Source organism: Actinokineospora sp. HUAS TT18, from assembly GCF_051364635.1.
In the GTDB taxonomy this organism is placed as follows: domain Bacteria; phylum Actinomycetota; class Actinomycetes; order Mycobacteriales; family Pseudonocardiaceae; genus Actinokineospora.
In genome coordinates, this window is the sequence record NZ_CP195645.1 from 7,226,265 (window position 1) to 7,239,785 (window position 13,521).

Below are 13,521 nucleotides of genomic sequence, written 5' to 3' on the forward strand. Positions count from 1 at the left end.
TGCCAAGAAGCCTCATCAACCACATGGCGATTGCCTCCACCGCCATTATGCGTCCGCCGACACGCTCGGCTCAGGCCGAGGCAGGCCGGTGTGCACCGCCAGCGCCACCGCGCCCAGTAGGCCGACCAGTCCGCACACTCCGAGCCAGCCGAGTGTCGTATATGCCCGCGTTCCCGCCCACGAGCCAAGAGTTCCGCCGAGGTAGGCGCAGGTCATGTACGCGGTGTTGAGCCTGCTGCGGGCGTCGGGGCGGAGCGCGTAGACGCGGACCAGGTTCGCGACCATGCCGCTCTGCATCGCCACGTCCAGCAGCAGAGTGCCGACGACAAGCGCGGCCAGCCCGACCCATCCGCCGAGGACGCCGGGGATCAGCACCGCCGCCGAAGCGATCACCCCGATCATGCACACCAGATTGATCGGGTCCGACCCACGCCGGTCGACTTGGCGGCCCGCGATCGGGGTGCACACCATCGTCGCCGCGCCGACCAGGGCCAGCCAGCCGACCGCCTCCGCGCCCATGCCGTACGTGGGGCCGGTCAGCAGCAGGGCGACCGTCGTCCACACCGCGGAGAAGCCGCCGAAGATCGTGGCCTGGTAGAAGCACGAGCGGCGCAGTTCCGGCTCGGCGCGCAGGAGTCGGAGCGGCTCGATGATCAGCGACGGATACCGCTGCCGGGTCGCGGGCGCCGACTTCGGGACGACATACGCCAGCACCACCGCCAAGACAGCCGTGAGGGCACCAGCCACCAAGTACGGAGCGCGCCACCCGAGCCACTCGCCGACGTTCCCGGCGAACGTGCGCGCCAGCAGCATCCCGCCGATCGACCCGGCGAGCAGCGTCCCCGACACCTCCCCACGCCGGTCCGCCGCCACGAGACCCGCCGCCATCGGCCCGATCACCGGCGCGATGACCGTCGTGACCCCGATCAGCACGCTCGCCCCGACCAGCGGCGGCAGCCCGGGAGCGGCGCCCGCCGCCAGCAGGCTCACCGCCGTCACCGCGACCAGGCTGACGATCAGCGGCCGATGGGGGAGCCGGTCACCAAGGGGAACGAGCAGGAAGATCCCCAGCGAGTACCCGAGCTGGGTCGCGGTCACCACCAGCGCGGCCGAGTCGGGCGGCACGCCAAGGCCCGCCGCGACCAGTGGGCTCACCGCCTGCGGGAAGTAGACGTTCCCCACGGCGACACCACAGGCCACGGCGAGCAGCAGCAGTACTCGGCGACTCATGTCGGGTCACCCTCGATCAGGCGACGGGCGACACGCAACCGATTTGATCAGCTCACGGCGGGCTTGGTCCGCAGCGCGGTGACCAGTGCCTCTCCGGTCAGCCCGATCTGCCACTCCCTGGCCGAACCCGCGCGCAGCGCCGCGGTGACCGTGTCCAGGTCGATGACGTCCGGCGGCTGCCAGCAGGTCCGCCGCACCAGGTCCGGCTGCAGCAGGTTCTCCACCGGCAGCCGGTTGCCCTCGGCGATCGCCGACAGCGCCGTCCGCGCCGCCGCCAGCCGGGCGGCGGCCTCCGGGAACTTGTCCGCCCACCGGTTCGCGGGCGGCGGGCCGTCGTTCGGCGGCGACGGATCCGGCAGTTCGCTCTTGGGCAGCGCGGCGGCCGCCCGCAGCGCACGCATCCACGTCCCCGCCAGCCGCCGCTGGGCGCGTCCCTTGAACACGGGGAGCTGCAGCAGCGCCTGCTCGTCGGCCGGGCTGACCGCCGCGGCCTGGATGATCGCGCTGTCCGGCAGCACGCGGCCGGGCGCGATGTCGCGGTCGCGGGCCAGCGTGTCCCGCGCCTCCCACAGCGCCCTGATCGAGGCGAGCCCGCGGGCCGTCCGGACGCTGTGGATGCCGGACGTGCGCCGCCAGGGCTCTTTGCGGGGGCTGGCGGGCGGCGCGGTGCGCAGGGCCTCGAACTCCTCCAGCGCCCAGTCGAGCTTGCCCTGGGACCGCAGCTCGGCCTCTAACGCGTCGCGGAGGGGCACGAGCAGCTCGACGTCCAGCGCGGCGTAGTTCAGCCAGTCCAGGGGGAGCGGGCGGCGGGACCAGTCGGCCGCGCCGTGGCCCTTCTCCAGGTGGTAGCCGAGCAGCAGCTCCACGAGCGTGCCGAGCGCGACGCGGTCGAAGCCCGCGAGGCGGCCCGCCAGCTCGGTGTCGAACAGCTTCTTGGGGCGCAGCCCGAGGTCGGCCAGACACGGCAGGTCCTGGGACGCGGCGTGCAGCACCCACTCGTCGGCCACGAGAGCCTCGACTAGGGGATCCACCTGGTCGTCGACCGCGACCGGGTCGACGAGGAATGTGCCCGCGCCTTCACGGCGGATCTGCACGAGGTAGGCGCGCTGGGAGTAGCGGTAGCCGGAGGCCCGCTCGGTGTCGACGGCGATGGGGCCGGAGCCCGCGGCGATGAGGTCAGCCGCTCGGCGCAGCGCCTCTGGATCGGCCACGACATCGGGGGTGCCGTCGGCTGGCTCGGTGAGCAGCACCGGGACGGGAGGGTCAACGGCCGCCGAGCTGGGTCCTGGTCCGGGCGTAGTCACGGCGCTTGACCCTACGGCACTGGTGAACAAGATCGCGGTAGATCAGCAGCAGTCGTGTGGCTGGGCCATGCCCTGCCCGGCCACACGACTGCTGTTGTCTATCGGATGACGCCCGCCCGCATGGCGAGAGCCACCATCTGCGCCCGGTCGCCGGTGCCCAACTTCCGGCCGATCCGCGAGAGGTGAGACTTCACCGTGAGCGCCGAAAGGTTCAGCGCCTCGCCGATCTCCTTGTTGGACTGACCGTCCGCGACGAGCTGGAGCACCTCGACCTCGCGCGCCGAAAGCTCACGCGGAGTGTTGTCGGTGCCCGGGACCCTGGTGCCCGTGGCGAGGACCGGGGCGACACTCGGGTCGGCGTAGACGCCACCCTCGAGCACCCTGCGGACCCCGTCGGTCACTACCACCGGCGATGCGGACTTCAGCAGGTAGGCCTGTGCGCCTGCCTGGAAGGCCGACCGTACGGCGTACGGGTCGTCGGACGAAGCCAGCACGACGATCCGCGGCCAACCATGGCTGCGGAGCTCCGTGACGAGCTCGATCCCACTGCCGTCCGGCAGACCCAAGTCGAGGATCGCCAGGTCACACGGCCCAGTGGCCTGTGCCCTAGCCCTCGCCTCGGCCACCGTGGCGGCCTCGTGCACTGTGCCCGCGCCCATCTGCGTGAGCCGGGCGGCTATCGCCTCCCTCAACAGTGGGTGGTCGTCAACCACCAGCACTGAGAACAACTCTTCCCGCGGGTGCGGGACCATGTTCGCAGGCAAACTGCCTGCTGGCGTGGTACGAACGGCCTGACCTAAGCCGACGGCAGCCACGTCACTACCTCCCTGGAGTCGGTCGTTGCCCCCCGACCGGCACTGGGACTTTCGACCAAACAGCCGCGCCGCCGTTGGACCGAAAGTGGTGTCGACAGGGGCAGCCTAGCCGCCCAAGCGGGTTAGCGGGACGATCAATCGGGTAAGTATCCGATCGGGTTGTCACTGAGGGACGTGAATGTCCCACGATCGGGTGACTCACCGACCGGTGACGTAACGGATGGACTTAGTCACACGATGGAATGGAGTCACGGGTAGTGCACAACCCAGGCACCGACCGCGCGCGGGCTCTTCTCGCGCGCACACCTCTGGTCGATGGACACAACGATCTCCCGTGGGCCATGCGCGAGAAGTTCGGCGCCGACCCGCGCGCCGTGGTGGCCGCGGTCGACTTGGCCGTCGAGCAGCCCGACTTCCACACCGACCTGGTCAAGCTCCGCCGTGGCGGGGTCGGCGGCCAGTTCTGGTCGGTCTACGTCCCTTGCCAGCTCAGCGGCCATTCCGCCGTCACCGCCGTCCTCGAACAGATCGAGATCGTGCACGCCATGGTCGACCGGTACCCGGCCGATCTGGGCCTCGCCTACACCGCTGACCAGGCCGAATCCGCCTTCGCCGAGGGCAAGGTCGCCTCGCTCCTCGGCGCTGAAGGGGGGCACTGCATCGCCGAGTCGCTCGGTGTCCTGCGGGCCATGCACCGCCTGGGCGTGCGGTACATGACCCTCACCCACAACGACAATGTGCCCTGGGCGGATTCGGCCACCGACGAGCCGAATGTCGGCGGACTGTCCGACTTCGGCCGCGAGGTCGTCGCCGAGATGAACCGGCTGGGCATGCTCGCCGACCTCTCCCACGTCGCCGCGACCACCATGCGCGACGCGCTCGACGTGAGCACCGCGCCGGTGATCTTCAGCCACTCGTCGTGCCACGCGGTCACCAACCACCCCCGCAACGTGCCCGATGACGTGCTGAAACGTCTCCCGGACAACGGCGGCGTGGTCATGCTGACCTTCGTGCCCCGGTTCATCTCGCCCGCGATCGCGGAGTGGGACGACCGGCTGGCCGACGCCATGGCCGCGGTGGGGGAGAAACACGCCGACCTGGCGGCTCGTGAGCGTTTCTTCGCCACCTGGGACGGCCGCCATGATCAGCCGGAGGCCACGTTGGACGAGGTCGTCGCCCACTTCGAGCACGCGCGCGACATGGTCGGCGTCGACCACATCGGCATCGGCGGCGACTACGACGGCTGCGCGCTGTTCCCGCATGGCCTGGAGAACGTCGGCACCTACCCCAATCTGTTCGGGGCTCTGCTCGACGCGGGATGGAGTGAGGACGACCTCGCGAAGGTCGCGGGCCGTAATGTCCTGCGCGCCTTGCGTTCGGCCGAACGGGTGGCAACGGAGAGTAAATAAACTGGCAAAAGGTAAAAACTCCTTCGCCTTCTGCGCCGAACCGATCATGTCGTGGGCTCGACGGACGCAGGGCCTTCCCCCGCACGACCCCTTTTCGGTGACTGGCAACTGGTAATCCGGTAAATCGTCGGAGCCTGTGGCTAGCGTCACGCTGCCGGCTCCAGGCATGCGGGTCGGCGGATCTTTGGGAGGAGTCGAGCGTGAGCTCATCTGCAAGACGAATTCCGGCGTGGAAGCTCGTCGGCGCCGTCGGACTCAGTGGGGCGGTCATCGCGGGCCTCACCGCGTCCACGGCGGTGGCGGAGGACAACGTCCTGCGCAGCGACAAAGACGTCGCGCGCTCGTGTTTCGAGAAGCTGCTGCCGGGGGGCACGAAGGGCACCGACCGCCGCGAGGTCACCTCGACGGTCGACGGCCTCATCCAGGCCAGGCTCGCGCCGCGGGGCGGCGACGCGGGTGACTGGGACCTCGCGGTCTTCGACAAGGCGACGGGGAACGTGGTGGCCGCGTCCGCGGCGCTGCGCAGCGCGGAGCTCGCCGAGAGCTTCGTGACCAAGGGCCAGGAACTCGTGGTGCAGGCCTGCCGCTACGCGGGGGCCGCGCGCGCGGTGAACCTGGGCGTCGACTTCCTGGCGATCAACGCGCAGGGCGGACCCACCGCCGCCCAGCGGGCGGAGATCGTCCGGGTCGAGACCCCGAACAAGCAGGCCAAGGACCGGCTGTTCGCCCTCGGCCTCGACGTCACCGAGAAGGCCGACGCGACCGGTGTCGAGGTCGTCCTCGCGGGCGACGCCGACCGGGAGACCCTGCGCAAGAGCGGGATGAAGTCCACCGTCGTGCAGGCCGACATCTCGGCCCGCTCGATCGCCAACGCCAAGGCCGACAAGCAGTACGCGGCCGCGACGGCGGGCTCGGTGCTGCCGTCGGGCCGCACGTCCTACCGCCACCTGTACGACTACAACTTCGAGATGAAGGAACTCGCCAGGGCCAACCCGGGTCTGGCCAAGGCCTTCACCCTGCCCGAGTCCACCTGGGAGGGCCGCGAGGTCGTCGGCGTCGAGATCGCCAAGGATGTCGACAACATCAAGGACGGCAAGGCCGTCAACTTCACCATGGGCATCCACCACGCGCGCGAGTGGCCCGCCGGTGAGCACGCCATGGAGTGGGCGCACGAGCTGGTCAAGGGCTACAAGGCCGGTGGCGAGCTGCGCTCGCTGGTGACCAAGACCCGCAACATCGTGGTGCCGATCGTCAACCCCGACGGCTTCAACGTCTCCCGCGAGGCCGAGCCCAAGGGCGACTTCTCCCGGTTCGACTACGAGATGAAGCGCAAGAACTGCAACGTCAGCGACTCGCCGGAGGCGTTCCGGACGGGCACGTGCATGGCCAACCCGGCTGGCCGCCTGCGCGGCACCGACCCCAACCGCAACTACGCGGGCTTCTGGGGCGGCGCGGGCGCGTCGACGGCGTGGAGCAGCGACACCTTCCGCGGCTCCGGCCCGTTCTCCGAGCCCGAGACCCGCAACATCCGCTCGATCGTGTCCAACCGCCAGGTGACCAACCTGATCACGCTGCACACGTACTCGAACCTGGTGCTGCGCGTGCCCGGTGTCGCCGACGTCCGGCCGCCGCTCGACGAGCCCGCCTACAAGGCGCTCGGCGACAAGATGGCCTCCCGCAACGGCTACACCAGCCAGCCATCGTGGGCGCTCTACGACACCACCGGGTCCACTGAGGACTGGTCGTACTTCGCGACCGGCGGCTGGGGCTTCACCTTCGAGGTCGGCCCCAACGAGTTCCACCCGCCGTTCGAGCAGGGCGTCGTCGCCGAGTACGCGGGCCTCGCCCCGGCCGCGGGCGCGGGCAAGGGCGGCAACCGCCAGGCGTTCATCGACATGCTGACCAACGCCGCGGACCCGTCCGCCCACTCGACGCTGGTCGGTTCGGCGCCGAAGGGCTACCAGCTGCAGCTGCGCAAGGCGTTCCAGACGCCGACCTCGCCGGTCGTCCAGCCGGACGGCAGCGTGAAGGACCCGATCTTCGTGTCCGACGTGCTCAAGTCCGACCTGGCCAGCACCGGTGGCCGCTTCTCGTGGGCGGTCAACCCGTCGACGCGCCCCTACGTCGCGGGCCGCTACGGCCGCGACCCGCAGGGCCCGCCGCAGGCACCGATCGCGCTGGCCAACCCGGCGGGCGTTCCGGCGGAGAACACCAACTTCCCGGCCGACCTGACCGGTGAGGTCATCCCGTTCCACGTGGACGGCATGCCCGCGGTCGACAACGGCAAGATGCAGGTCACGGTTCAGTGGGGCACGCCAGACACCGACTGGGACCTCTACATCTTCGACGCGGCGGGCAACCTGGTGAGCTCGTCGGCCAGCGGCGGCACCAACTCGGAGAAGGCCGTCCTGTTCGACCCGCCCGCGGGGGACTACACCGCGGTCATGGTCAACTACTCGCAGGCCGACCCGTCGACCCCGGACGACTGGTCGAACCTCAAGGTCGACTTCTTGTCGCCGCTGCCGACGACCTACGGTCCGAAGGAGCCCTACACGCTGACCTGCAGTGACAAGCGTGGCAGGCTCGTCGGGCTCGCGGAGATCTACGTCGACCGCGGCCAGACCGTGGACGTCGGCGACGTCTGCGAGCGTTCGGCCCGCGCGGCCAAGGAGCGCAAGAACTAACGCACGAGACTGAGACGGCGGCGGACACCCGATGGTGTCCGCCGCCGTTCTTGTGTCAGTGGCCGGGCCACTGCTGCTGGCCGGGGTGCTGCGGCACCTGCTGCTGCGGGCCGGTGTGCTGACCCGGGTACTGGGTGGCAGGCGCGGGCTTCGGCGGCTCCAGCCCGGTCGGCCGGTACGCCATCGCGCCGAGCGAGGCGCCCATGGTCATGAACGCGCAGGTGAGGGCGCTGGCGATCCAGGCGGCGATCTCGATGGGCTTGGTGCTGTTCTCCCCGCCCAAGACGACGACGGTGATCACGGAGGCGAGGGTGCAGAGAAACGCCAGCACGGCCAAGGCGGCGAAGAGTTTGCGCATGGGCCCGCATCCTAGGTGGGTCTTTGCCCCGCAGCGCCCGGAACCGGCGAATCACGCACGAAGACGAACTCGTCGATGACCTTTCCATCACGCCGGGTCCAACTCGCGATCGTCCGCTCCACGAACCGGAACCCCGCCCGCTCGAACAGCGCGGCGCTGCGGACGTTGTCGACATCGCAGCGCGCCTCGACGCGGGTGATCGGCAGGGTGGTGAGCAGCGCGTCGGTGACGGTGTTGACCGCTTTGGTGGCCAGGCCGCGGCCATGGTGCCCGGGGACCAGCGTGACGCCCAGCTCCACGGCGTCCGCGTGCTGCCGGGAGACGTACAGGTCACCGACCAACGGCCCGCCGACGTGCTCTCGGATCGCGATCTGGAAGGCGGTGTCGACCTCGAACGTGGGCTCGCCCGTCGACTCGATGAAGGTCAGCGCGTCGGCGGGAGACAGCGGGTACGGCCAGCTCTGGAAGCGGGCGTTGTCCGGGTCGGAGTGCGACACCGACAGCGCCTCGGCGTCGGCCGGGACCAGCCGGTCGATCACCACACCCTGGCCGGTGAACGGCAGCATCAGTTGCCGGAGCGCTGGGTGAACAGGGTGATCCCGACCGGCGGCAGGCCCACGACGCTCGCCATCAGGTCGCAGAACGCCTCGCCGTGCGGCAGCAGGTCGGCCGTGCGCGGCGTCCACGACGCCCGCAGCTCCAGGTCGTCGACCCGGGCCGGGCCGACGATGTCGCCGAAGCGGGCCGACGACGTGTCGGTCACCGTGCCGCCCAGCGCGGTGAAGTCGGCCTTCGACGCGGCCAGCGCGTCGGTCAGCCACGACCAGCCGACGGAGGGCAGCAGCGGATCGTCGGCCAACTCGGCGTCCAGCTCGGCGCGGACGTAGGCGACCACGCGGAGCACGCCGTCCCACGCCTCCTGGCCCTCCGGGTCGTGCAGGAGGATCAGTCTTCCGGTGGCGGCCACGTCGGCGGGGCCGATCGCCTCGGCCGACAGCGCGAAGGCCCACGGGGCCAGCCGCTGCGGCGGGCGCACCTCGGCGAGCTGCAGCTCCGGTCGAGGTCGCAGCGACTTCAGCGCCTCGACAGCCAGTCTGAACAGCTCAGGCGCAGACGACGGTCCGGTCACGACTGGTAACTGTAGGACCACCCGAGCTAGTGAGTGGGTAGGGCGCGCCGAGCATTTGTGCCCCGATCACGCCACCGACAGTGTGAGCCTGGCCGCTTCGGCTCCCGCTCGACCGGCGGGAGACCACGTCGTGGGACGATGTCGGCGCGATGACTGACACCAACACGGCCCTGCAGGCGCGCGCCGCCCGTCGGAGTCTGCCCGAGTCCCCGTTCCTGGCCGCCGCCCGTGGCGAGCGGCCCACGCGGGTCCCCGTCTGGTTCATGCGCCAGGCAGGACGCTCGCTGCCCGAGTACCGCGCGCTGCGGGCGGGCACGAAGATGCTGTCCGCCTGCTTCGACCCGGACCTGGTCTGCGAGATCACCATGCAGCCCGTCCGCAGGCACGGCGTTGACGCCGCGATCCTGTTCAGCGACATCGTGGTCCCGCTGGTCGCCGCCGGGGTTGACCTCGACATCGTGGCGGGCACCGGCCCGGTCGTGGCCGAACCGATCCGCACCGCCGACGCCGTGGCCGCGCTGCCGACGCTGGCCGCCGAGCAGGTCGCGCCAGTCGCCGACGCGGTTCGGCTGCTCACCAAGGAACTCGGCGAGACGGCACTCATCGGCTTCGCGGGCGCCCCGTTCACCCTGGCGTCCTACCTGGTCGAGGGCGGTCCCAGCCGCAACCACGAGCGCACCAAGGCCCTCATGCACGGCGAGCCGCAGACCTGGCACGCCCTGCTCGACCGGCTCGCCGACATCGCGCTCACCTTCCTGCGCGCCCAGCTCGCCGCCGGAGTCGACGCCGTCCAGCTGTTCGACTCGTGGGCGGGCGCGCTCTCGCTGCGCGACTACCGCGAGTTCGTCCTGCCGCACTCGACCAAGGTCCTGCGCGGCCTGGCCGACGCGGGCGTGCCGCGCATCCACTTCGGCGTCGGCACCGGCCACCTGCTCGGCGCGATGCGCGAGGCCGGGGCCGACGTCGTCGGCGTCGACTGGCGCACCCCGCTGGACGAGGCGGCCGAGCGGATCGCCGCCGCGCCCGGCGAGTACGCCGCGGGCCCGGTCGTGCAGGGCAACCTGGACCCGGCCGTGCTGTTCGCCGGTCAGGACGTCGTGCGCGCCGAGGTCGACCGGATCCTCGCCGAGGGCCGCGCGGCCCAGGGGCACGTGTTCAACCTCGGGCACGGTGTCCTCCCGGAGACCGACCCTGACATGATCACCCGTGTCGTCGAGATGGTCCACGGAGGCTGATTCCGGTGCGGGTGGCGATCGTCGGTGGGGGCATCTCCGGACTGGCGGCCGCCCACCGGCTGCGGGACCTGCTCGGGCCTGATGCCACCATCACGGTCATCGAGCAGACCGACCGCCTCGGCGGGCTGCTGCGCACGGTCGACTTCGCGGGCGTCCGCTACGACGTCGGCGCCGAGGCATACCTGACCGCCCGGCCGGAGGTGACCGGTCTGGTCGCCGAGGTCGGCGTAGACGTGGTGCACCCGACCGGCGCGCGGTCGACCGTCCGCGCGGGCGGGGTGTCCCGCGACATCCCGGGCGGCACCTTCCTCGGTGTGCCCGCCAGCGCCGCCGCGGTCGCCGACCTGCTCTCCGCAGGCGGCCTGCGCCGAGTCGAGGCCGAGGCGAGTCTGCCCGCGATCCGGCTGGAGGGCGCCGACGTCGGCCTCGGGCGGCTGATCCGGTCCCGCTTCGGCGACGAGCTGCCCGACCGGCTGATCGACCCGCTGCTCGGCGGCGTCTACGCGGGCGGGGTCGACAGCCTCGGCCTGCGCGCGACGCTGCCGCAGTTGGCCACCGCGCTCGACGGCGGCGCCACCTCGCTGACCGCCGCCGCGGCCACCGTGGTCGGCAAGCCCCGCGGCGGCCCCGTCTTCTCGACTGTCCCCAGTGGACTCGGCACCCTGGTCGACCGGCTCGCCCGTGACGTCGACGTGCGCCTCGGCGCCCCGGTCCGCCTGCTGGAGCGCACCGCGTCCGGCTGGCGGCTCACCCTCGGCGCCGCCGCGGCCGCGCACGCCCCGGCCGATCCGGTGCTCGACGCCGACGCCGTCGTGCTGGCCCTGCCCGCCGCCGCGGCCCGCAAGCTGCTCGACGGCGTGGTCGCCGTCGCCGCCGAGGCGTACAGCCGGATCGAGACCGCGTCGGTCGGCGTTGTCGCGCTCGCGCTGCCGCCGGGCACCGAGCTGCCCGGCGCGTCCGGCGTCCTGGTCGGCGCTACCGAACGCCGGTCCGATGGCAAGCCCTTCGCGGTCAAGGCGTTCACCTACTCGGCCACCAAGTGGGCCCACCTCGGCGCGGCGTCCCCGGTGGTGATCCGCGGGTCCGTCGGCCGGTTCGGCGACCCCGGTGCGTTGCGGGCCGACGACGACGAGGTCGTCCGGCTGGTCCGCGACGACCTGGCTGAGCTGACGGGGATTACCGCGGCCCCCACCGAGGCCCTGGTCACCCGCTGGGGCGGCGGCCTGCCGCAGTACGGCGTCGGGCACGTCGACCTGGTCCGCCGGATCGAGGAGGCCGTCGCCGCCGAACCCGGCCTCGCGGTCGCGGGCGCCTCCCTGCACGGCGTGGGCGTCCCCGCGTGCGTCGGCACCGGCGAGGCCGCCGCCCGACGTGTCGCCGCCCACCTGCACACGCTCGCCGCCAAGTGAGACGATGGACGGTATGGCCCGCCTGAACTACAACGAACTCAACGACACCATCCGCTACACCATGTGGTCGGTGTTCCGTGTCGAACCCGGCCGCCTGCCAGAGGACCGCGGCCCCGCCGCCACCGAGGCCAGCGACTACCTCGAAGCCCTCCAGGGCAAGGGCGTCGTGGTGCGCGGCGTGTACGACGTCGCCGGTCTGCGCGCCGACGCCGACTACATGATCTGGTGGCACGCCGAGGAGATCGAACAGGTCCAGGCCGCCTACACCGGCTTCCGCCGCACCGCCGTCGGCCGGGCGTCGACCCCGGTGTGGAGCCAGGTGGCGCTGCACCGCCCCGCCGAGTTCAACCGCAGCCACATCCCCGCGTTCCTGGCGGGGGAGGAGGCACGCAAGTACATCTGCGTGTACCCGTTCGTGCGGTCCTATGAGTGGTACCTGCTCCCGGACGACGAACGCCGCAAGATGCTCGCCGACCACGGCAAGGAAGCCCGCGACTACCCGGACGTCCGCGCCAACACGGTCGCGTCGTTCGCCCTCGGCGACTACGAGTGGATGCTGGCCTTCGAGGCCGACGAACTGCACCGCATCGTCGACCTGATGCGCCACCTGCGCGGCACCGAAGCCCGCCTCCACGTGCGCGAGGAGGTCCCGTTCTACACGGGCACCCGCGTCCCGGCCGCGGAACTCGTGGCCAACCTGCCTTGACCGTCCCCGGCCCCTATCGGGTCGCCGAAGCCGCCACGTGGTGCGTCGAACAGGCCACCACGGCGGCGGCGGAGTTGTTGCGGATGCGGGGGACCGACCCGGGCCCGGTGTCGGTCGACCCCGCGCACGCCCTGGCATCGTTCCGCAGCGAGCGCTACCTGCGCCTCAACGGCGCCCCGATGGGCGACCTGTGGTCCCCTTTGTCCGGAGACTACCGCGCCGCTGACGGCTGGGTGCGGCTCCACTGCAACTACCCCCACCACGAGGCAGCGGTACTCGAGGTGCTCGGCGGGCCGACCAAGACGGAGATAGCCAACGAGGTCGCACTGAGGTCTGCAGCGGAGGTGGCGGAGGCTGTTCTCGCAGCAGGCGGTGCCGCCGCGTGCCTTCGCTCCGCCGACGACTGGCGACGCCATCCGCAGGGACAGTCGGTCGCCGCGGAGCCGTTGATGGCGATCGAGCGGATTGGGGACGCGCCTGCCCGGCCGCTGCCGCGTGCCGACCGACCGCTCGCGGGTGTCCGCGTCCTCGACCTCACCCACGTCATCGCCGGCCCCGCCTGCGGCCGCGTCCTCGCCGCCCACGGCGCCGACGTGCTGCACGTCGGCGCGGCGCACCTGCCGACGGTGTTCCCGCTCGTCATCGATCACGGCTTCGGCAAACGCACCTGTCATGTCGACCTCCGTGAAGAGGGGGCCACCCTCCGAGGACTGCTGTCCGAAGCCGACCTCATGGTCCAGTCGTTCCGCCCGGACACCTTCGCCGCCAAGGGATTTGGCCCAGCCGACCTGCCGCCCGGAACCATCCTGGTCAGCCTCTCCGCGTACGGCCACAGTGGACCGTGGCGGGCAAGACGCGGCTTCGACAGTCTCGTCCAGCTGTCCACCGGAATCGCCCAGGACGCGGGGGACAGGCTGGTGCCGCTACCCGCGCAAGCGCTTGACCACGCCACCGGCTGGCTCGCGGCCACGGCCGTGATGACAGCGCTGCGAAGGCGCGCGCAAGAAGGCGGCACCTGGCATGTCCGCGTCTCGCTCGCCCGCACCGCCCGCTGGCTCGACGACCTCGGCCGGATCGAGTCGCGGGAAGCACCGGGCTTCGAGCTGCCTTACCTGTCTGAAATGGACAGTGACTTCGGGCTGGTCCGCCACGTCCGGTTCCCCGGCACGCTACCGGGATCGCCGCCGGGGTACGGGCATGGTCCCCGTACTCCCGGCAGCGACCCGGCGGCGTGGTGGTGAC

12 protein-coding genes are annotated in these 13,521 nt (G+C 71.5%); 6 read left to right on the plus strand and 6 right to left on the minus strand.

Annotation, left to right across the window (positions count from 1 at the left end; translation table 11 throughout):
- Positions 1-45: 45 nt before the first annotated feature.
- The 3 genes from ACSHT8_RS33765 to ACSHT8_RS33775 form a co-directional block, all read right to left on the minus strand.
- Positions 46-1,230: an MFS transporter gene (locus tag ACSHT8_RS33765; RefSeq protein ID WP_436495995.1), complete on the minus strand. Its 1,185-nt coding sequence runs from the start codon at positions 1,228-1,230 to the stop codon at positions 46-48.
- A gap of 47 nt (positions 1,231-1,277) precedes the next feature.
- Positions 1,278-2,534, minus strand: a complete 1,257-nt coding sequence (locus ACSHT8_RS33770) for an HRDC domain-containing protein (RefSeq protein ID WP_436495996.1) — start codon at positions 2,532-2,534, stop codon at positions 1,278-1,280.
- A 98-nt stretch (positions 2,535-2,632) separates the two neighbouring features.
- Complete coding sequence (locus ACSHT8_RS33775; protein WP_035282988.1) at positions 2,633-3,349, minus strand: response regulator; 717 nt, start codon at positions 3,347-3,349, stop codon at positions 2,633-2,635.
- Positions 3,350-3,606: 257 nt separating this feature from the next.
- Between ACSHT8_RS33775 and ACSHT8_RS33780 the strand changes: the two genes are divergently transcribed.
- Both ACSHT8_RS33780 and ACSHT8_RS33785 read left to right on the plus strand, forming a co-directional pair.
- Positions 3,607-4,758 (plus strand): dipeptidase, encoded by a 1,152-nt coding sequence (locus ACSHT8_RS33780; RefSeq protein ID WP_436495997.1) that lies wholly within the window; start codon positions 3,607-3,609, stop codon positions 4,756-4,758.
- Between the two features lie 221 nt (positions 4,759-4,979).
- Positions 4,980-7,442, plus strand: coding sequence for a M14 family zinc carboxypeptidase (locus tag ACSHT8_RS33785; RefSeq protein WP_436502246.1), 2,463 nt, complete (start codon positions 4,980-4,982; stop codon positions 7,440-7,442).
- Between the two features lie 55 nt (positions 7,443-7,497).
- Here ACSHT8_RS33785 and ACSHT8_RS33790 read toward each other — a convergent pair whose 3' ends face one another.
- Genes ACSHT8_RS33790 through ACSHT8_RS33800 form a run of 3 tightly spaced genes read right to left on the minus strand, consistent with a single transcriptional unit; the run spans position 7,498 to position 8,929 of the window.
- The gene (locus tag ACSHT8_RS33790; protein WP_436495999.1) at positions 7,498-7,800 is read right to left on the minus strand and encodes a hypothetical protein; all 303 of its coding nucleotides are present in this window, start codon (positions 7,798-7,800) and stop codon (positions 7,498-7,500) included.
- Between the two features lie 11 nt (positions 7,801-7,811).
- Positions 7,812-8,366: a GNAT family N-acetyltransferase gene (locus ACSHT8_RS33795; RefSeq protein WP_436496001.1), complete on the minus strand. Its 555-nt coding sequence runs from the start codon at positions 8,364-8,366 to the stop codon at positions 7,812-7,814.
- Positions 8,366-8,929: a DUF3000 domain-containing protein gene (locus tag ACSHT8_RS33800; RefSeq protein ID WP_436496003.1), complete on the minus strand. Its 564-nt coding sequence runs from the start codon at positions 8,927-8,929 to the stop codon at positions 8,366-8,368. The genes ACSHT8_RS33795 and ACSHT8_RS33800 overlap by 1 nt, the downstream gene beginning before the upstream one ends.
- Before the next feature lie 149 nt (positions 8,930-9,078).
- Between ACSHT8_RS33800 and hemE the strand changes: the two genes are divergently transcribed.
- From hemE to ACSHT8_RS33820, 4 genes are read left to right on the plus strand one after another with little or no spacing between them, the layout of a single operon-like run.
- A complete protein-coding gene (gene hemE, locus ACSHT8_RS33805) occupies positions 9,079-10,164 on the plus strand; it encodes a uroporphyrinogen decarboxylase (RefSeq protein WP_436496005.1) in 1,086 nt (361 codons plus the stop codon).
- Positions 10,165-10,169: 5 nt separating this feature from the next.
- Positions 10,170-11,573, plus strand: coding sequence for a protoporphyrinogen oxidase (gene hemG / locus ACSHT8_RS33810; RefSeq protein WP_436496007.1), 1,404 nt, complete (start codon positions 10,170-10,172; stop codon positions 11,571-11,573).
- A 13-nt stretch (positions 11,574-11,586) separates the two neighbouring features.
- Positions 11,587-12,279, plus strand: a complete 693-nt coding sequence (gene hemQ, locus ACSHT8_RS33815) for a hydrogen peroxide-dependent heme synthase (RefSeq protein WP_436496008.1) — start codon at positions 11,587-11,589, stop codon at positions 12,277-12,279.
- A complete protein-coding gene (locus ACSHT8_RS33820; protein ID WP_436496010.1) occupies positions 12,276-13,520 on the plus strand; it encodes a CoA transferase in 1,245 nt (414 codons plus the stop codon). Before hemQ ends, ACSHT8_RS33820 begins: the two co-directional genes overlap by 4 nt.
- Position 13,521 lies beyond the last annotated feature (1 nt).

Bases quoted from the DNA above. Each gene is read 5' to 3' on its own strand.
- ACSHT8_RS33790 (WP_436495999.1), bottom strand. From the start codon at position 7,800: ATGCGCAAACTCTTCGCCGCCTTGGCCGTGCTGGCGTTTCTCTGCACC.
- hemE (WP_436496005.1), top strand. From the start codon at position 9,079: ATGACTGACACCAACACGGCCCTGCAGGCGCGCGCCGCCCGTCGGAGT.
- ACSHT8_RS33795 (WP_436496001.1), bottom strand. From the start codon at position 8,366: ATGCTGCCGTTCACCGGCCAGGGTGTGGTGATCGACCGGCTGGTCCCG.
- ACSHT8_RS33765 (WP_436495995.1), bottom strand. From the start codon at position 1,230: ATGAGTCGCCGAGTACTGCTGCTGCTCGCCGTGGCCTGTGGTGTCGCC.
- hemQ (WP_436496008.1), top strand. From the start codon at position 11,587: ATGGCCCGCCTGAACTACAACGAACTCAACGACACCATCCGCTACACC.